We start from the raw sequence: 18,032 nt of genomic DNA, 5'->3' as shown, positions 1-18,032 counted from the left end.
TTCACCTCACCGCGCCACGGATAAACTAGCCGCTTCACGCCGTCCGCTCGTTACCCTTTGGAGCCGTTCCCCGTGGCCAAGATCAAGGTGAAGAACCCCGTCGTCGAGATGGACGGCGACGAGATGACCCGCATCATCTGGCAGAAGATCCGCGAGAAGCTCATCCTCCCGTACCTCGACATCGACCTCAAATACTTCGACCTCGGGATCGAGTACCGCGACCAGACCGACGACAAGGTCACGTTCGAGAGCGCCGAGGCCACCAAGCAGTACGGCGTCGCGGTGAAGTGCGCCACCATCACGCCGGACGAGGCCCGCGTCAAGGAGTTCAACCTCAAGCGGATGTACCCGTCGCCCAACGGCACCATCCGGAACATCCTCAACGGCACCATCTTCCGCGAGCCCATCGTGTGCTCGAACGTGCCCCGTCTGGTGAAGCACTGGGACAAGCCGGTCGTGGTCGCCCGCCACGGGTTCGGCGACCAGTACAAGGCGAGCGAGATCCTGTTCCCGGGCGCCGGCACGGTGAAGCTCACCTACACCCCCGCCGACGGCGGCCCGCCGGTCGAGAAGGAGGTGTTCAAGGCGCCGAGCGGCGGCGTCACGCTCGCGATGTACAACCTCGACGACAGCATCCGCGGGTTCGCGCGGGCGTGCTTCAACTACGGGCTGAACCGCGACTACGCCGTGTACCTCAGCACCAAGAACACCATCCTGAAGGTCTACGACGGCCGGTTCAAGAACCTGTTCCAGGAGGTGTTCGACGCCGAGTTCAAGTCGCAGTTCGAGGCGAAGAAACTCACCTACGAGCACCGGCTGATCGACGACATGGTGGCCGCGAACCTGAAGTGGAACGGCGGCTACCTGTGGGCGTGCAAGAACTACGACGGGGACGTGCAGAGTGACACCGTCGCGCAGGGGTACGGCTCGCTCGGGCTGATGACCTCGGTGCTGACGACGCCGGACGGCAAGACGGTCGAGGCCGAAGCGGCGCACGGCACGGTGACGCGGCACTACCGCGAACACCAGAAGGGGCGGCCGACCAGCACGAACCCGATCGCGAGCATCTACGCCTGGACCCGCGGGCTGATCTACCGGGGCAAGATGGACGGCACGCCGGACGTCGTGACGTTCGCCGAGACGGTCGAGAAGGTGTGCGTCGATCTGGTCGAGGGCGGGAAGATGACCAAGGACCTCGCCCTCCTGATCGGGGACAAGACGCCGTACCTCACCACTGAAGAGTACCTCGACGCCGTGGACGCCGAACTGAAGTCGCGGATGGCGTGACGCCGCCGGCGCGAGCGGGGCGCCCGCCCCGCTCGCCGCTCACCACACCTCATCGTCCGCTTCCCGCACCGGAACCGGCTGCCAGTTGCACCGGCGGGCGGACCAAACGAGACCGATCAGACCGCCGACCGTCGTGCCGAGGAGCAGGGTGCGGAGCCACGCCTGCACCGAATCCCAGGCGGACGCGTACCGGACAAGCCCGATCTCTTCGCAGGCGATCGTTGTAACAACGCTCACCGCGCCCCCGACGAACGCGAGCCCGATCACGCAGACGGGTATTTGCAAGATTTCCTTGATGAGTCGCACGCTGGTGCTCCGATCACCGGAACGGGTTCCGAACTCGCCCAACCGTAGCACGCGTGACGTGCGTATGCGGCGAGTTCTGCCACGTAAAGGGGGCGGCGCGCGTTTTTCACGAAATACCTAAACAATTCGCATTGTCTGCGCGAAAAATTGCTTGACCGCAAAAGCACCGATGTCGGCCCGGCGGGGCGTTGATGTGGCGCCTTCGGTGTGGTCCGGTTAGACGCGACAAAAATTCGCTTCTGGTCTTCAGTGTGGTCCGCTCGCTCCGCGAGCGGTTGCATTATTGCAAGTGACGATACGAGAAGTACACCTGACGCGCAGTACCGCAATGCCGCACCGATTCATGCCACCGGGTACGAGACCGGCAGCTACTTCGGGTAATCGAGGTGGTTCTTCAGGAACGCGAACGTGCCCTCCGCGTTGATCTGGTGCCCGCCCGGGAAGAACTCGATGGCGGTGCGCGCGGGGATCTTGAGCCGGTTGGCGTACAGGTAGCGCACCTTCGCGTACTCGGAGGCAACCATCTCGTCAGTGCCCACGCCGTCGTCGTGCCCGCGCTCCACCATGAACGGCCGCGGGGCGATGAGGTACGCCATCTCGGCATAGTTGAACGTGTTGCCCAGGTCGAACTCGTACATCTCGTACTCGCCGGTCCACATGTAGCTGCGGTCCAGATCGACGGACACGTTCTTCCCGATCCACTCGTTGAAGTCGCCGGAGCAGATCGAGAGGCAGTACCGTTTCTCCACCGCCGGGACGCGCATGGCGGTTTTGCCGCCGTAGCTCAGCCCGTAAAAGGCGATGCGATTCGGGTCCACGTTGGGCAGCGTTTCGAGCCAGTCGAGCGTGCGTTGGTGCTGCCGAATGATGAAGCTGAAGAGCGAGAGCTTCAGCGGGTTCGCTTTGCGCTGGAGCTGTCGAAAGGTGTTCTTGCCGTAGTAGGGGTTCTGTGGGGCGTACACGATGTAGCCCAGCTCCACGAGCCGCCGCGAAAAGTGGTTGTAAACGGGCCGCTTCTCCACCTCGATCGTGTCGCGCGGCGTGCCCTCCAGCCCGTGCTGGCACACCACCACCGGCCGCTTCTCGCCCGGCTTCAGATCCTTCGGCAACAAGAGAATGCCGGTCGCGAACACGTCCTCGTAGCAATCAAGCACAACCTCGTAGCCGGTCCAGGTTTTCTCGTCGTACACCTGTCGCGTGCGCGGGTTCAGCGGCATCGTCGGTTCGGGCAGCTTCCCGATCACCTCTGTGTGGAAGTAATCGCGGTACGCGTCGCAGGACTTCTCCCACGCTTCGGGTGAACTGGCATCGGCCTTCGCCCAATACAATTTGCGCACGGCTTCGGAGTCGCGCCAGAGCTTCTGCGTGTACGAAACGAGCTGGTCGAACTGCCGCTTGTGGCGGTGTTCGGGGGCCGGCAGTTTCACCTTGGGAGTTCGAAACGGCACTCGGTCCGATTGTTTGATCCCCAACCCGCTCAGGAAGCACTTCGTGTCGACCCCGTGGTCAATCAACCCACCGCCCTCAATGACCACATCATTCCTGAGCTTCGGATCAAAGAAACTGCGGTATCGGTGCCCCTCGACGAAATCGTTCCTCATCTCGCCTAGCGTTCCGGGGGCAGCGCCCGCGCGTCCGGGTTTCGACGAAACAGGACCGGTCCACTTGGGGGGCTCGTCATGGAGCCCGGGATTGAACCATCGCGGGTGAATCATCGCACCAAGTTCCGCATCGCCGAACTCGGTGAGCAGCCCCCACACGTTGCGGTCGATCGGCTCTTGGTGTAGTTTCTCGCGCTCGTTGAAGTAGCCGGCGAGTTGAACAGACGCGAGACGCTCGTCGATCGCGCCGGCGTACAGCGCGATCATCCCGCCGTCACCGTAGCCAATCACGCCGACCGGAAGTTTGGCGTCCTGCGATTTGAACCAGTCGACCGCCGCGAACACCTTCTGCACTTCGTACCCGGTGAGCGTGCGGCCCATCTCGTAGGCCATGCGGTACACGAACTCGCGGTGCGGGAGGTTCGTTTGCCGGTTCAGCTTCGGGTTGCCCGACAGGTCATCCTTGCGGTCGATGAGAACGGGAACCAGCACACGGCACCCGTTCAGCGCGAGTTGAAGCGCGAACGCATCGCCTTTCGCGAGCCCTGCGATTTGCTCGGGTGTTTGGTCGGAATGCGGAACGGCGATGGCACACGCTTTCGGGGCGCCCTTCGGCTCAATGAGCAGCCCTTCGGCGTCGATTCCCGGTAGCACCGCCCACCGCACCGCATGAACCTTGCACCCGCCGATTTCGGCGAGCAGTGACGGCCGCCCCGGGCCGCTCACGTACTCGAGGTTCGGCTCGGAACGCGGATCAACCACGCCGAGCAGTTTCTTGAGTCGCTCCCGCTTAGCGGGCAGTGACTTCGCAAGCGCCTTTTCCGACACGAGCGCGTCCTTCCATACCGCGTCGCGCTCCTTCCGCACCGCGGCGAGGGCACGATCGAGGTACTTGTGCATCCCGGCAACCTGCTTCTCTGCGAGGTTGCCGTCTTCGGTGAGGAGCTTCGTGTTCGGTAGCGGTTCCGCGCCGCGGGACGAATAACTCACGACAAGGGCACAAAGGAGACACAAAGGCGCACGAAGGGGGCGTTTCTTGAACACAGTTACGTCCTGCCTTTGTGTGCCAGAGAGGACCGACGCGGTGCGCTCTTTCGCGATCAGAACAGTTCCGCGACCGGCGTGCCCGGGTACACGTTCACCGATGTGCCGTCCGGCCCGGGGATCGTGGCGTTGTGAGGAACGCCGAGCGCATGGAAGACGGTGCTGACGAGTTCTTGCGGCGTGACGGGCCGCTCCGCGGGTTCGCAGCCGGTGGCGTCGGAGGCGCCGATCACCTGACCGCCTTTCACCCCGCCGCCGGCGACGAGCGCGGTCCAGCACCCGGCCCAGTGGTCGCGCCCGCCGTTCGAGTTGAGCTTCGGGGTGCGCCCGAATTCACCTGTCGCCACTACGAGTGTCGATTCGAGCAGGCCGCGCTCTTCGAGGTCGGTGAGGAGTTGCGCAACGGCGGTGTCGAAGCTCGGGGCAACGATGTTGCGCACGTCCGCGAGCGTGGTGCGGAGTGATCCGCCGTCCGCGTGGCAGTCCCAGGAAGGGGCATCAAAGACGGTGGAGTACATGTTGACCGTCGCGAACAGCCAGCCGATTTCGATCAACTTCGTGGCGTAGTTCAACTTCTCGCCGAGACTCGACGGCCATTCGAAAATATCGACGTCGGGCGCCCAGGCGTTTTCGATCCATCCTCGCCCCTGCCCGTGAGAGACGGCGATTCCGGTGTCGATCTGGGCGGCGTCGGCAATCACAGTGGACGAGCGGTGCGTCAGGCGCGAAACCACCGCGCCGGCGCTCGGCCACTCGGGGCCGTCGCGGAACAGCCGGCCGGTGTTCAGCAACTGGAACCCGCTCTCGTGGACCGGCGGGGCGTCGTGGTGCATCGACCGCACCAGCGCGAACTTATCGCTGACCGCGGCAAGCTTCGGGAACAGTTCGCTCAGGTGCAGACCCGGCACCTTCGTTTGAATCGGGCTGAACGGCCCGCGCACATCAGAAGGCGCGTTCGGCTTGGGGTCGAAGGTGTCGAGGTGCGCCGGTCCGCCCACCATGTTGATGAAGATGCACGACTTCGCTTTTCCGATGGCGAGCGGGGGGCGTGAGCCCCCCGAGGCGCTCGCTGCGAGGGTCAACCCGACGGCTCCGGCGGCGGTGGTGCGGAAGAAGTCGCGGCGGGTGGGGTGCGTGGCTGGCATGGCGCGGTCCGTCCGGTGGGTGCGGGGCGGGTCGAAGTGGCCCCATCGTACCGAACTGAGCCGCTGATGCAATCAGGCGGCTTACTTCTTCAGTACGGCGAGCGACTGTTCCAATCCTTCAGACGCGGTCCGGGCGGCCGTGTCCCAACTGTGGTGCCGGACCACCCACGCGCGGGCGGCCGTGCCCGCCGCGGCGCGCTTCCCGGCATCGGACCACAGCTCGCTTAGCGCGCCGGCCCAGTCTTCCGGCGATTTGGCGAGTCGCGTGCCGCTCTCGGACGGGCTGCGGAGGCCGTTCAGCGCGACCGACGAGCAGACGATGGGCTTGCCCATCGCGGCGGCTTCGAGGAACTTGTTCTTGATGCCCCCGCCGCTCACGAACGGGAACACCACGACCTGATGCGACGCCACCGCGGGGCGTAAATCCGGCAAATCGGGAATGAGTTCGATGCCGTCGCGCCCCACGAGCGCCCGCACCGCCGGGGTGGGGCTGAAGCCGTAGACGGTGAACGTTGCGTCGGGGTGGGCGGCGCGGACCCGCGGCCACACCTTCCCGCAGAACCACTCGAGCGCCTGCACGTTGGGGCCGAAATCGAGCCGCCCCCAGAAGGTGCAGCTCCGCTCGCGCTGCGGCACGTCCTGCGGCTTGAAGTGTTCGGCGTCCACGCCGTTGGGGACCACATCGATACCACGCACGCCCGCGACCAACCGCATCGCGCGGCGGTCGGCGTTGGTGACCACCCACACGCGGTCCAGCATGGAGCGGTACGCGCGCTCGTACAGTCCCTTAACGAGGGCCTGCTTGAACTCGCCCCACGTGTGGCGCTGGAACAGCCGCACCTGAGAGGTGTGGTGCCAGGCCCACTCGTCGGCCGCGTACCACACCCGGAGCTTCCCCTTCACCGCTCCCAGGTAGGGAAGGACGTTCAGCCCCACCACGACCACGCCGTCGGCGCCCATGTCGAGCGCGGACTGCCCGACGCACCGCACGCGGTTCTCGTCGATGCCCCAGTAGCCCTGGAACTTGCGCTGGAGCCAGCGGTAATTGGGTACTGGCCCGTCCGCCGGTTCGCCCCGCTTGGGGAACGTGCGCTGGAAGCTGAGCGGGAGCCCCGCGACCGCTTCGGGAAGTGGATCGGCCGCGGTGAGGAGGCCGACTTCGTGGCCCAGGCGGGTGAGCGCCTGCATCATGTGGAAGCAGTGAACGTCGTGCCCGCTCGACCGCGGCCAGGAGAGCGAGTCTTTAACGAACAGCAAGCGCATTGAAATCCCCATCGCGCCCCCGGTTCGTTCGCGCGAACCGGGGAACGCCGCTGATCCGTTACCGCCGCGCCGGGGTCACTTCGCGCCGGCGGTCGCGATGCCGGTCGGCGCGAGGGTCACCTGTGCGGTTTCACCCGCCCGCACCACCACCGTCTCAGTGACGCGCTCGGTGCGCCCGTCGCGGGCCACCTCCGCGGTGAGTTCGTACCGGTAGCTTACGCCCTTCTGGAGTTCCGGCGTGCGGAACGTCCGGACCGCGCCGGTCCCGGCCGCCGGGGCGCCGTTGAACAGCAGCTTCGCGTCGGCCGGCAGGGTCACCGCCACCTCCGCCGCTGCCGTCCCGGGGTCGGCCTTCGGCGCGTCCTTCTGTTCGGCCGGTGTGCTCGGCGCGGCCGGCGCGGCGTCGCCGCTCGTGTGCCCGCTGAGCGGGTAGTTGTAGTACCCGGCCGGGCCGTGGTACGAGTACCCGGCGTACCCGCCGCTCGCGGCCCAGTTTGCGTACGGGCCGTAGCTGAAGTCGTAGTACGCGTACCACGGGTAGAACCACTGGTGCTTGTACGTGCTGGTGTACCAGCCCGGCGGGTTCGCCGACGGCCACGTCACCGAGCTGACCACCGGCTGGTGGGGCCGGTGGTGGCGGTACTGCGCGTCCGCAGTGCCCGCCGCACCCACCAGCCCACCGCCCGCGAGCACCGCCGCCAGTAGCAACTTGCGCATGAGAGCCTCCGTGATGCCTGTTTCAGTCGTTCCAAGTTCCAGGTTCCAAGTTCCACGTGAAAGCTGAGGCACACGAATTGCCCGGGCTTTTGCCGAGCCGTTACCAACTTGGAACCTGGAACCTGGAACTTGGAACTACTGTGTTCGCGTTGAAATGCGCGCACCAACCCGATTCTGCGCCATAACCCGGCGGGTTCAATCAGTTCGCCCAGAGTTCCGGGCTTATCGCGTGCCGGAGATACGGGTTAACCCTCCGGCGCCGATTGCGGTTAGCGCGGGGAGCGATAAAACATCGTGGAGCGTTCCAGGCTCTGGGTTCCAGGTTCCGACCGGGCGCCGGCCCCGCCCGGGTCTCGACTTGTGACGCCCGGAACGTGGAACCCGGAACTCGGAGCGCACATGACCACGACCGCAGCCCGGCTCGCCGACATTCGCGACAAGGTCCATTCGGGCACGCGACTCACGTTCGACGACGGACTGTTCCTCGACCGGAACGCGGACCCGTTCACCCTCGGCGAACTGGCCAACTTCGTCCGCGAGAAGAAGAACGGCAACGTCACGTATTACAACGTGAACCAGCACCTGAACCCGACCAACGTGTGCGTCTACCGGTGCGCGTTCTGCTCGTTCCGGGCCGACCTGAAGTCGCCGTCCGGCTTCGTGATGACCGACGAGCAGATCCTCCAGCGCGCCCGCGAGGCGAGCGCCCAGGGGGCTACCGAGTTGCACATCGTCGGCGGGCTGCACCACCTGCTGCCGTACGAGTGGTACCTCAACATCATCCGCAGCATCCACCGCGAGTTCCCGGACCTGCACCTGAAGGCGTGGACGGCGGTGGAGTGGGACTGGTTCGAGCGCATCACGAAGCGCCCCACGAAGGAGCTGCTCGCGGAGATGAAGGAGGCGGGCCTCGGCTCGCTCCCCGGCGGCGGGGCGGAGATCTTCCACCCCGAGGTGCGCTCGAAGCTCTGCGACTATAAGGCCGACGCGGACCAGTGGCTGCGGGTCCACCGCGAGTGGCACGAGCTGGGCGGGAAGTCGAACGCCACGATGCTCTACGGGCACATCGAGACCGCGGAGCACCGCCTCGACCACATGCTCCGGCTGCGCGAGCTTCAGGACGTGACGGGCGGCTTCCAGACGTTCATCCCGCTGGCCTTCCACCCGACGAACAACCCGCTCGGCAAGGACATCCCGAAGCCCAGCGGGCTGATGGACCTGAAGGTGATGGCGCTGGCGCGGCTGATGCTGGACAACTTCCCGCATATCAAGGCGTACTGGCAGATGCTGACGGTGAAGGTGGCGCAGGTGGCGCAGAGCTACGGGGCGGACGACATCGACGGTACGGTGGTCCACGAGACGATTTACCACGCCGCCGGGAGCGATTCGCCGCAGGAGCTGACGGTCCGCGAGTTGCGGCGGCTGATCGAGGAGGCGGGCCGCGTGCCGGTCGAGCGCGACACGCTGTACAACGAGGTGGTGCGCCAGGCGCCCGCCGAGAAGAAATGGGCCACGGGGCGGAAGCTCGTTCCGTTAAACTGATGCACGTCTGCTGCCCCGTGCGGCCGACGCGCATCGATCTCCTCTGACGAGAGAACGCCCAATGACAACTCTCGACCGCTACCGCGGCTGCCTGCTCGGGCTGGCCGCCGGTGACGCGCTCGGCACCACTCTGGAGTTCGAGCAGCCCGGCTCGTTCGAGCCGCTAACCGACATGGTCGGCGGCGGCCCATTCAACCTGAAACCGGGCGAGTGGACCGACGACACCTCAATGGCCCTGTGCTTGGCAGAAAGCCTCGTCACGCGGCAGGATTTCGACCCGGTTCACCAGCTCGAAACGTACTGCCGGTGGTGGCTCGACGGGCACCTGAGCGTCAAGGGGCGGTGCTTCGACATCGGGAACGCGACTCGCGGCGCGCTGGCGCTGTTCAAGCGTAACCCGCACCCGTTTTGTGGCGATCCCAGCCCGAACGCGGCTGGGAACGGGTCGCTGATGCGGCTGGCGCCGGTGCCGCTGGCGTTCGCCCGCGATGCCGAGAAGGCGATTCACCTCGCCGGAGAGAGTTCGCGCACCACACACGCTGCTGCCGAGTGCGTCGAGGCGTGCCGCTACTTCGCGGGCCTGCTGCTCGCGGCCGTCAGCGGGATGCCGAAGGCACAGATCCTGAACAACAACCACGAGCCGGCGCTGGCGCACTTCCTCCGCAGCCCGCTGACGGGCAAGGTCGCGCAGATCGCCGGCGGGTCGTTCGCGGTGAAGGAGCCGCCGCAGATCCGCGGCAGCGGGTACGTGATTCATACACTCGAGGCGGCGCTGTGGGCGTTCCACGGCACCGACACCTTCCGCGACGGCGCGCTGAAGGTGGTGAACCTCGGCGAGGACGCGGACACAACGGGCGCCGTGTACGGGCAGATCGCGGGCGCATACTACGGCGCCGACGGCATCCCGGCGGAGTGGCGTGCGAAGCTGGCGATGCGCGACCTGATCGAGCAGCGGGCCGCCGAACTGCACCAAATGGGGCTGGAGTGATTCGCCCGGACGGGGCCGGTAGCTGTCGCTCAGATGGAAAGGCCCAGAAGATTTTGACAGGATCGACAGGATAAACAGGATGAAGATAGATCAATTTGAAATCCTGTCGATCCTGTCAAAATCTGTCTTCGCGAACACGAGGGCTGAAACGAAGCCACGGTCATTCGCCCCTTCCGCTACCAGTTCTTATGGGTGACATCGAAGAGCGTCTGAAGGCCGAGGCCGCGCGGCTGGGGTTCGCACTGTCGGGCATCGCCCCCGCGACCGACGCCGACGGCTTCGGGCGGTTCGCGGTGTGGCTCGACCGCGGGTTCGCCGGCGAAATGAGCTACCTGCCCAAGTTGCGGGCGGAGCGACAGCACCCGCGGAGCGTGCTGGACGACGTGCGCAGCGTGTTGATGGTGGGTCTCGAATATAGTGGAGTGCGGAGTGCGGAATTCGGAATTCGGAGTGAAAACGAAACCCAAGAGAAAGGCGAAACGAGCAGCACGAATTCCCCTTCTGCTGTTCCGCATTCCGAATTCCGCACTCCGCATTTCGGAAGGGTCGCCGCCTACGCCGCCGGACCGGACTATCACCGTTACATCTGGGACCGGCTCAACGCCCTCGCGGCGTGGCTCGAAGAGCAGGTGCCCGGATCGCGCACCGAAGCGGTCGCCGACACCGCCCCCCTTCTCGAACGCGACTTCGCCCGGCGCGCTGGGTTGGGGTGGGTCGGCAAGAACACGATGCTCATTAACACCCGCCGCGGGAGCTTCTTCTTCCTCGGCGCGATTCTCACGACCCTCGAACTGGCACCCGACCCGCCTGCTACCTCTTCGCACTGCGGAACCTGTACCCGGTGCCTTGAGGCGTGCCCGACCGGCGCGTTCACCGAGCCCTACGTCCTCGACGCGCGCAAGTGCATCAGCTATTTGACCGTCGAGCTGCGGTCGGAAATTCCGGTCGAACTCCGCGAGCCGATGGGGCACTGGCTGTACGGCTGCGACGTGTGCCAGGACGTGTGCCCCTGGAACCGGAACGCGGGCGAGCGGACCGTTGCGTTCCCGCACGACCCGGAACTGGCCTGGCTCGACCCGATTGAACTCCTTGGGCTCGACGCCGACGCCTTTCGCAAGCGCTTCAAGAAAACGTCCCTGTTTCGCAACCGCCGGCCCGGTCTCCTGCGGAACGCCGCCATCGTTTTAGGTAACATCGGCGACTCGCGGGCCGTTCCGGCGCTGGAGCAGGCGCTCACCGATTCCGAAGAAACGATCCGCGAAGCCGCCGCGTGGGCGCTCGCGCAAATTTGCCTACGGTCAGGCGGGTGAGGCCCACTCGCGCCAGGTGCGCATCAACTCGGTGAGCACCGCGACGTTATCCACTTCGTAAATCTTGTGGCTGAACCACCCCCAGTTGCTTTCCTTCTTCAGCAAAGCTGCACTTTCCGCGAATTTATAGGCCGTTGGCGTGTTGGCGTGAGCCCCGGGATTGGTAGTAGACGAGTGCCGGTCCGCCCGGGACGATGGCGTTACCCACCACCAACGTACTCCGAACGGATGCGGCCACGTTATCGTCGCATACCCCGGTCCCTCGATACCAGTGGTTTTCGGTGCTCGCGGGGGGCGTTGGACCCGCGGTCCGGGTGCCGGCTGGTGGTCCTGTTCTTGGGCCTGATCCGGACCCGCGGGCGCCGCGCCCTCAGCAACAGGATTCGGGCCGCCGGGCGCTCCACCCAGTACCGCCGGTGCTACGCCACGGTCGCGGCCGTCGGGCGCCGCGCCGACCGCATCGCCACGCGGCTGTTGCTCAAGGTGCTCAAGCCCGTGGTGGCAACGGGGCCGCGGGTGGTGCTGGCGTTGGACGACACCCCGACGGAGCGGTACGGCCCGAAGGTGCAAGGGGCCGTGGTGCATCACAACCCGACACGAGAGGGCGGGAGTGCGTTCGCGTACGGCACGTGTGGGTGGTCCTCGGGTTATTGGTGTCGCACCCGCTGGGCGGGGGCGTGGCGCTCCCCCTGTTGGCCCGGCTGTACATCCGGAAAAAGAACCTGGGGGCGGCCCGCGCGGCCGACTGGCCGCCGTTTGCGACCAAGCGGACGATGGTCGTGGGCTTGGTGCGGTGGCGCCATGGGTGGCTCCGGTTGTGGGGCAAGGCGGTGTGGGTGGCGGCCGACGGGGCGGACACCCAGGGGCCGGTGCTCAAGCCCCTGCGGCAACTCGGGGTGACGGTGGTGAGCCGGTTGCGGCGGAACGCGGCCCTGTGCTCGGTGCCTGGCCCGCGAGCCCGGGCACCCACGGGTGTGTGGCACGGACCGGGGGGCACTGGTCAAGCGGGCCGCCCACCACGGCGGGTAGAGCACCGGCACATTTACCGTGTACGGGAAGACCGTGCAGAAGCGGTACAAGACGTTCGTGGCCACGTGGCGCCCGGCCGGGTGTGCGACCCGGGTGGTGCTGGTGAACGAACCCCACGGGTGGGGCGCGTTCTTCGGCACCGACACGGCCCAACCGCGGCCCATGTCCTGGAACGGGTGGCCGACCGGTTCGCCCTGGAGACGTGCTTCCGGGACCTCAAGCCGACCGCCGGTGCGGGCCGCCAACAGGTGCGCCGGTTGCCGGCCGATATCGGATCCTTTCATCTGTGCCTGTGGTCGTTCACCATGACCGAGGTATGGGCCTGGGACCGGAAGGCCGAAGAACTGGTCGGGCATCGGTCCGCCTCTCCGTGGGATGACCCGAACCGGCGCCCGAGTCACGCGGACAAGCGCCGAGCCTGGCAGCACCAGTTGCTGGCCGAGGAGATTCAGGCCGTTGTGGGGGACCAACAGGATCCCGCGAGAATATGCGCCCTCGCGCGCCGGTGCCTGGATCTCGCCGCTTGAGACCTATAACTTCGCGGAAACTACATCTGTTGCGCGAGCGGGCAGTGGGACCCGTCCTCGTAGCCGAAGCTGGACTCAGGGATAAGCCGTGAACGCCCCGCTCGCGTACTTCAACGGTCGGCTCGTGCCTTTTTCGGAAGCCGCGCTCTCACTCCACGACGCCGGGTTCGTTTCGGGCGCTACGGTGGTAGACAACGCCCGCACCTTCCGCCACAAACTGTTCCGCTGGGCGGACCACCTCGCGCGTTTTCGGCGGGATTGTGTCGCGTGCTACGTTCCACTCGGTTCGACCGACGAACAGCTCACCGCCGCCGCCCACGAATTGGTTGCGCACAACGCGAAACTGCTGCCGCCCGGCGGCGAACTTCAGTTGGTGACGTTCGCAACCCCCGGGCCGCTCGGCTTCTACCGCGGAGAGCCGCAGAACGGCCCGCCGACCCTCGGGATGGTCACTTACCCACTTCCATTTGCCCGGTACCGGACGTTTTTTACCGAGGGCGTCCGACTCGGTGCCGTCGCCAACGTCTGGTCGGCGCCAAACGGTGTCGTTCCGCCGGCGGTGAAGCACCGCAGCCGCATGGCGTGGCACGTCGCGGACAACCAGGCTCGTGCGCTAGCCGGAAGCACCGCCTTGGCCCTCGCCGTTGAGGACGAGTGCCTCACAGAAACCAGTGTCGCGAACATCCTTATCGTGCGCGACGGAGGGGTCGTTAGCCCACCGCCGGGAACCGTCCTTGATGGGATCAGCTTGAAGGTGACGCGCGAGCTGTGTTGTGCTGTCGGTGTTCCGTACACCGAGGCCCTGGTTCACCATCGGGATGCCGCTCACGGGTCCGAATTTCTGCTCACAGGTACCGGATTCTGTCTCGCCGCGGCGCGCGAGCTGGTCGGCGGAACGGTGTGCGCCTCGCAAACGTTCGAGCCGTTCGGGCCTGTGCTGGCGAAACTGCTCGCGGCGTGGTCCGATCTGGTCGGCGTAGACGTCGCGCGGTCGTTCACCGACGCGAGGGCGTGATGCCAGCGAACCCGTTCGATAAGGCGGCGCGATACGTCACGAAGATGGACCCGCTTGCGTTCCTCGCGTGGGCGTTTGGGGTTCCCACATCGGAAATCACGTTCGGCGGCTGGCTCGACACGCGGGCCGTTCCCCTACCGCATGAGCCGGACCAGATCGGCGATACGGTGGCCCGCGCCCGTAACTTTGGAACCGAAGAGGCCCCGTGGGCGATCGCGATCGAGTTCCAGATCGAGCCGGACCCGATGATGTTTGGGCGGCTGATGATCTACCTCGGGCACCTGTGGCAATCGCTGAAGCCGGACCCGGAGCGCGGCAGTCGGTTCAACATCGGGGCGGTGGTCGTAAACCTGACCGGTACGGGTCGCGCTTCGCGCGAGATGCGCTGGCCCGGCACGCCGCTGGTCACGCACCTCGGCGTTGTCGAACGGAACCTCGTAACCGAGCGCGCCGCCACCTTGCTTGCGGGAATTGAGGCCGGGCACTGGTCGCGGGCGCTGCTGCCGTGGCTCCCGCTGATGACCGGTGGCGACGATGCGGGTATCATCGACCGGTGGAAGGTGCTTGCGGAAGGCGAGTCGGACCGCCGTGCCCGAGGCACCTACGGCGGTTTGGCGCTCGTCTTCGCCGCTGCCGCTGGTCGCCGCGAGGTTTGGGAAAAGGCACTGGAGGGTTGGAACGTGATCGAATCACCCGTCGTGAACGAGTGGATCGCTCTGGGTAAGGCTAAAGGCGTGGCCGAGGGGCGCGCCGAGGGGCGCGCCGAGCAGGCGGTCCTGATGCTCCTGAACGTCCTCGTGGCCAAGTTCGGAAGCGCCCCGGCCGAAGTGGAAGCGGCCGTTCGCTCGTGCGCCGACCTCGTCAAACTTCAAGTGTGGACGACCCAGGCGGCGACAGCAGCTACGCTCGCCGAGTTCCGCACCACGACCGGGTTGTGATCCGCTTCTTCTTCGGAGTGGCGTCCACAATGTCCGAATCTGGCGAGTAGACGGCGCGTTCTTCACAGAGTATTCTTACCACCCTTGCTGGGGTTTGTGACAGCTTGTTACAAGCCCCGCGCTGTTCCGGTCGAGACCGCCGAACGGTGGGCTTTCGCTCTTTCCGCTCGCGACCGAACGGCTCGGACCGCCAAGACCCAAGCGCCAGGACACTGTAATGTCCCTCTCTCGCTCTCGCGCCCGCCGGCCGCGGTTCCCGTGGCTGCTGCTCGTCGTTTGCGCCCTCCCGATCGGGTTGCTCGGGGCGGGCGACTTCTCGGGCCGCCCGACTGCCGATTGGACCGTGTTCGGCTCCGCCTGGGAGCCGTTCGCGTTTCTTACGTCGGGCGCTTACGGGTTCGGTGAGAAGCTCGGCCTGCTCGGGTGCCTCGCGGTCGCGGTCGGCGGGCTCGTGTACGCCGCCCGGCTGATGAAGGAGGTGTACGCGGCCGACACCGGCACGCCGGCGATGCAGAAGGTCGCGCAGGCGGTGCGCGAGGGGGCGAACGCCTACCTTCGACGCCAGTTCGCGGTGGTCGGCGTGCTGATCGTGCTGCTGACGGGCGTCATCATCGCGTCGAAGTGGCCGTGGGAGGCCGAGCCCGGGATGCACTCGATCGACGAGCTGAAGACGATCGCGGTCGGGCGCGGGGTGGCGTTCCTGATGGGCGCTCTCTTCTCGGCCGCGGTGGGCTTCACCGGGATGCGGCTCGCCACGGCGGGCAACCTGCGCGTCGCCGCCGCCGCCCGCGCGCGGCGCGAGGCCGGCGACACGAGGGCGAACTTCGGCGCCGCCATGCGGCTGGCGTACAAGACCGGCACCATCACGGGCATGTTCACCTGCGGGCTGGGGCTGCTCGGCGGCACGCTCATCTTGCTCGTGTTCGGCGAACTGGCTTACGAGATCCTGATCGGCTACGGGTTCGGCGGGTCCCTTCTGGCGCTGTTCATGCGCGTGGGCGGTGGGATTTACACCAAGGCCGCCGACGTCGGCGCGGACCTCGTCGGGAAGGTGGAGCAGTCCATCGCCGAGGACGACCCGCGGAACGCCGCGACCATCGCCGACAACGTCGGCGACAACGTCGGCGACTGCGCCGGGATGGCGGCCGACGTGTTCGAGAGCTACTCGGTCACGATGGTGGCGGCGGTGATGCTCGGGTACGCGGCGTTCGGGTTCAAGGGGATGATCTTCCCGCTGCTCGTGCAGGCGGTGGGCGTGGTCGCCAGCGTCATCAGCACGTCGCTGGTCGGTGCCGGCATGACGACGGGCAGCAGCTCGACCGCGATGGGGGCGATCAACCGCGGGTTCTGGCGCAGTGCGGTCATCAGCACCCTCGGGTTCATGCTGTTCGGCCTCATCTATCTGCGGTTCGACGCGGCCTACATCGTGGAGCGGGGCATCGACCGCGGGATGTACCAGGAGCTGTTCGACAACACCGACCTGCGCGCCGAACTGGGGCTCACGCACGCCGGCCCGCGGACCGTGGCGTCCGAGGTGAAGGAGCTGCGCGACCTGCGGAGCGGGGCCGAGCGGAGCGCCCCGAAAACGGTCGCGCTGGAAGCGGAGGTGGACCGGCACCGGACCGACGCGCTGGCGGTGTGGCGCAAGCTCGCCCCCGAGGCGCGCGACCAGCTCGCGCAGCGCCGGGTCAAGGTGGCCGCGGCCGGGGGCGAGCACGAACTGCAACTCGTCACCGACCTGCGGACCCGTCGTGTGGCCCAGGACGGGGAGCTGCGTGCGACCGCGACGCTGCTCGAACTGGCGCAAGCCCGGTACCACGTGCCGCTGCGGCCGGGGCTGAACCTGGCGGTCGCGTGGTGCTGCCTCATCGGCATCCTGCTCGCGGTGCTGCTCAACAAGTGTACCGAGTACTGGACCAGCACCGAGTACAGTCCGGTGCGGGAGGTGGTGCGGGCCAGCAGCACCGGGCACGCGACCAACATCATTTCGGGCCTGGCACTCGGCCTCGAAAGCTCGGTGTGGGCGGTGCTCCTTATTTCCGGCGCGATCCTCGCTGCGGTTGCGGTGTGCGGCGACTCGCAGAACCTGTTGTACCTCGCGTTCGGGGTCGCGATGACCGGCATCGGGATGCTCACGCTGACCGGCGACACGATCAGCATGGACGTGTTCGGCCCGATCGCCGATAACGCGAACGGCATCGGCGAGATGTCGTTCAACCGTGACGTGAACGGCCAGAACTTGAAAGACGGTGAACCCGGGTTCATGCCGGACGCCGAGAACGCGGACGCGCGGCAGATCCTCGCCGACCTGGACGCCGTCGGGAACACCACAAAGGCCATTACCAAGGGCGTGGCGATCGGCTCGGCGGTGATTGCGGCGGTGTCGCTGTTCGCCAGCTTCATCGCGGTGCTGGTGACCGGCTCCGAGGAGAAGATCGGCCAGCTCCTGATCGGCGATTTCACGCAAGGGGCCTCGAAGCTCACCGTCGCCGAACCGCTGGTGTTCATCGGGATGCTGATCGGCGGCGCGGTGCCGTTCCTGTTCAGCGCGATGACCATTCGCGCGGTGGGGCGCGCGGCGTACCTGATCGTGTTCGAGTGTCGCAAGCAGTTCCGCGACCCCGAGATCATGGCGGGCACGAAGACGCCGGACTACGGGCGCGTGGTGGCGATCTGCACGGCGACCGCTCAACACGAGCTGATCGGCCCCGGGCTGCTCGCGATCGGCACGCCGCTCGTGGTGGGCTTCCTGCTGGGGCCGTTCGCGCTCGGCGGGTTCCTCGCCGGGATGATCCTCACCGGCCAGCTCATGGCGGTGTTCATGTCGAACGCGGGCGGATCGTGGGACAACGCCAAGAAGATGATCGAGGACGAGCCGAGGGACAAGGAACGCAACACCGGTAAGGGCAGCGAGAAGCACAAGGCGAGCGTCACCGGCGACACGGTCGGCGACCCGCTGAAGGACACGAGCGGCCCGGCGATCAACCCGCTCATCAAGGTGATGAACATGGTGAGCCTGCTCGCGCTGCCGCTGGTGATGATGCACAACGTGAAGGACGGGGCCGGGAACTGGACCGTGGGCGCCGCGGTCGCGGGCGTGGCGGGGCTGGCGGTGCTGTGGGCGTGGTGGCAGTCGAAGAAGGAGACCGCCGAGATGAGCGCGATGGACAAAGAGCCAGTTCAGAAGTAAGTGACCGCGACCGCCCCGACCTCTGGGGAGCTCTGGCCGCGGTGTTCGTGCCGTCGCCGGTTACAATGACCGGCGACGGCGAAACGTGAAACTGGCGAAGATTCGTATCGAGAATTTCCGGCACCTCGGC

At 66.5% G+C, this 18,032-nt stretch carries 13 protein-coding genes and 1 pseudogene; 9 read left to right on the top strand and 5 right to left on the bottom strand.

The window, feature by feature from the left end:
* Nucleotides 1-72: 72 nt before the first annotated feature.
* A complete protein-coding gene (locus tag GobsT_RS35970) occupies nt 73-1,287 on the top strand; it encodes an NADP-dependent isocitrate dehydrogenase (protein WP_010037241.1) in 1,215 nt (404 codons plus the stop codon).
* Between the two features lie 39 nt (nt 1,288-1,326).
* On the opposite strand, the gene GobsT_RS35965 is transcribed toward GobsT_RS35970, so the two are convergent.
* From GobsT_RS35965 to GobsT_RS35945, 5 genes are all read right to left on the bottom strand, one after another.
* Complete coding sequence (locus tag GobsT_RS35965) at nt 1,327-1,593, bottom strand: hypothetical protein (RefSeq protein ID WP_010037242.1); 267 nt, start codon at nt 1,591-1,593, stop codon at nt 1,327-1,329.
* 368 nt (nt 1,594-1,961) lie between these two features.
* A complete protein-coding gene (locus tag GobsT_RS35960; RefSeq protein WP_010037244.1) occupies nt 1,962-4,184 on the bottom strand; it encodes an alpha/beta hydrolase family protein in 2,223 nt (740 codons plus the stop codon).
* A gap of 110 nt (nt 4,185-4,294) precedes the next feature.
* Nucleotides 4,295-5,383: a DUF1501 domain-containing protein gene (locus tag GobsT_RS35955; RefSeq protein WP_010037247.1), complete on the bottom strand. Its 1,089-nt coding sequence runs from the start codon at nt 5,381-5,383 to the stop codon at nt 4,295-4,297.
* An 81-nt stretch (nt 5,384-5,464) separates the two neighbouring features.
* Entirely contained in the window at nt 5,465-6,646 is a 1,182-nt protein-coding gene (locus GobsT_RS35950) for a glycosyltransferase (protein ID WP_029600770.1), read from the bottom strand.
* Between the two features lie 75 nt (nt 6,647-6,721).
* Nucleotides 6,722-7,363 carry a TIGR03000 domain-containing protein gene (locus GobsT_RS35945; RefSeq protein ID WP_010037249.1) on the bottom strand — a complete coding sequence of 214 codons (642 nt, stop codon included), beginning with the start codon at nt 7,361-7,363 and terminating at the stop codon, nt 6,722-6,724.
* A 399-nt stretch (nt 7,364-7,762) separates the two neighbouring features.
* On the opposite strand from GobsT_RS35945, the gene mqnE reads away from it, so the two are divergent.
* From mqnE to GobsT_RS40300, 8 genes and pseudogenes are all read left to right on the top strand, one after another.
* Nucleotides 7,763-8,905: an aminofutalosine synthase MqnE gene (mqnE, locus tag GobsT_RS35940; RefSeq protein WP_010037250.1), complete on the top strand. Its 1,143-nt coding sequence runs from the start codon at nt 7,763-7,765 to the stop codon at nt 8,903-8,905.
* Between the two features lie 61 nt (nt 8,906-8,966).
* Nucleotides 8,967-9,893, top strand: coding sequence for an ADP-ribosylglycohydrolase family protein (locus GobsT_RS35935; protein WP_010037252.1), 927 nt, complete (start codon nt 8,967-8,969; stop codon nt 9,891-9,893).
* A 188-nt stretch (nt 9,894-10,081) separates the two neighbouring features.
* The gene (queG, locus tag GobsT_RS35930; protein WP_010037255.1) at nt 10,082-11,203 is read left to right on the top strand and encodes a tRNA epoxyqueuosine(34) reductase QueG; all 1,122 of its coding nucleotides are present in this window, start codon (nt 10,082-10,084) and stop codon (nt 11,201-11,203) included.
* A gap of 228 nt (nt 11,204-11,431) precedes the next feature.
* Nucleotides 11,432-11,716: pseudogene (locus tag GobsT_RS41385) on the top strand (hypothetical protein); the annotation flags it as partial.
* 140 nt (nt 11,717-11,856) lie between these two features.
* The gene (locus GobsT_RS35925; RefSeq protein ID WP_232068511.1) at nt 11,857-12,759 is read left to right on the top strand and encodes a transposase; all 903 of its coding nucleotides are present in this window, start codon (nt 11,857-11,859) and stop codon (nt 12,757-12,759) included.
* An 88-nt stretch (nt 12,760-12,847) separates the two neighbouring features.
* Nucleotides 12,848-13,774: an aminotransferase class IV gene (locus tag GobsT_RS35920; protein ID WP_010037260.1), complete on the top strand. Its 927-nt coding sequence runs from the start codon at nt 12,848-12,850 to the stop codon at nt 13,772-13,774.
* On the top strand, nt 13,774-14,712 hold the full coding sequence (locus GobsT_RS35915) for a hypothetical protein (protein WP_010037262.1): 939 nt from the start codon (nt 13,774-13,776) through the stop codon (nt 14,710-14,712). The genes GobsT_RS35920 and GobsT_RS35915 overlap by 1 nt, the downstream gene beginning before the upstream one ends.
* A 217-nt stretch (nt 14,713-14,929) precedes the next feature.
* Nucleotides 14,930-17,902 carry a proton/sodium-translocating pyrophosphatase gene (locus GobsT_RS40300; protein WP_010037264.1) on the top strand — a complete coding sequence of 991 codons (2,973 nt, stop codon included), beginning with the start codon at nt 14,930-14,932 and terminating at the stop codon, nt 17,900-17,902.
* The last annotated feature ends 130 nt before the right edge of the window (nt 17,903-18,032 follow it).

Source organism: Gemmata obscuriglobus (assembly GCF_008065095.1).
Taxonomy (GTDB): Bacteria; Planctomycetota; Planctomycetia; order Gemmatales; family Gemmataceae; genus Gemmata; species Gemmata obscuriglobus.
Note: the sequence above shows the minus strand (reverse complement) of the source record. Positions and strands in the feature narration are given on the sequence as shown.

What these genes read in the sequence shown, in the direction of transcription:
- GobsT_RS35955 (WP_010037247.1), bottom strand. Translation starts at nt 5,383, where the DNA reads ATGCCAGCCACGCACCCCACCCGCCGCGACTTCTTCCGCACCACCGCC.
- GobsT_RS35950 (WP_029600770.1), bottom strand. Translation starts at nt 6,646, where the DNA reads ATGCGCTTGCTGTTCGTTAAAGACTCGCTCTCCTGGCCGCGGTCGAGC.
- GobsT_RS35945 (WP_010037249.1), bottom strand. Translation starts at nt 7,363, where the DNA reads ATGCGCAAGTTGCTACTGGCGGCGGTGCTCGCGGGCGGTGGGCTGGTG.
- mqnE (WP_010037250.1), top strand. Translation starts at nt 7,763, where the DNA reads ATGACCACGACCGCAGCCCGGCTCGCCGACATTCGCGACAAGGTCCAT.
- GobsT_RS35935 (WP_010037252.1), top strand. Translation starts at nt 8,967, where the DNA reads ATGACAACTCTCGACCGCTACCGCGGCTGCCTGCTCGGGCTGGCCGCC.
- queG (WP_010037255.1), top strand. Translation starts at nt 10,082, where the DNA reads ATGGGTGACATCGAAGAGCGTCTGAAGGCCGAGGCCGCGCGGCTGGGG.
- GobsT_RS35915 (WP_010037262.1), top strand. Translation starts at nt 13,774, where the DNA reads ATGCCAGCGAACCCGTTCGATAAGGCGGCGCGATACGTCACGAAGATG.
- GobsT_RS40300 (WP_010037264.1), top strand. Translation starts at nt 14,930, where the DNA reads ATGTCCCTCTCTCGCTCTCGCGCCCGCCGGCCGCGGTTCCCGTGGCTG.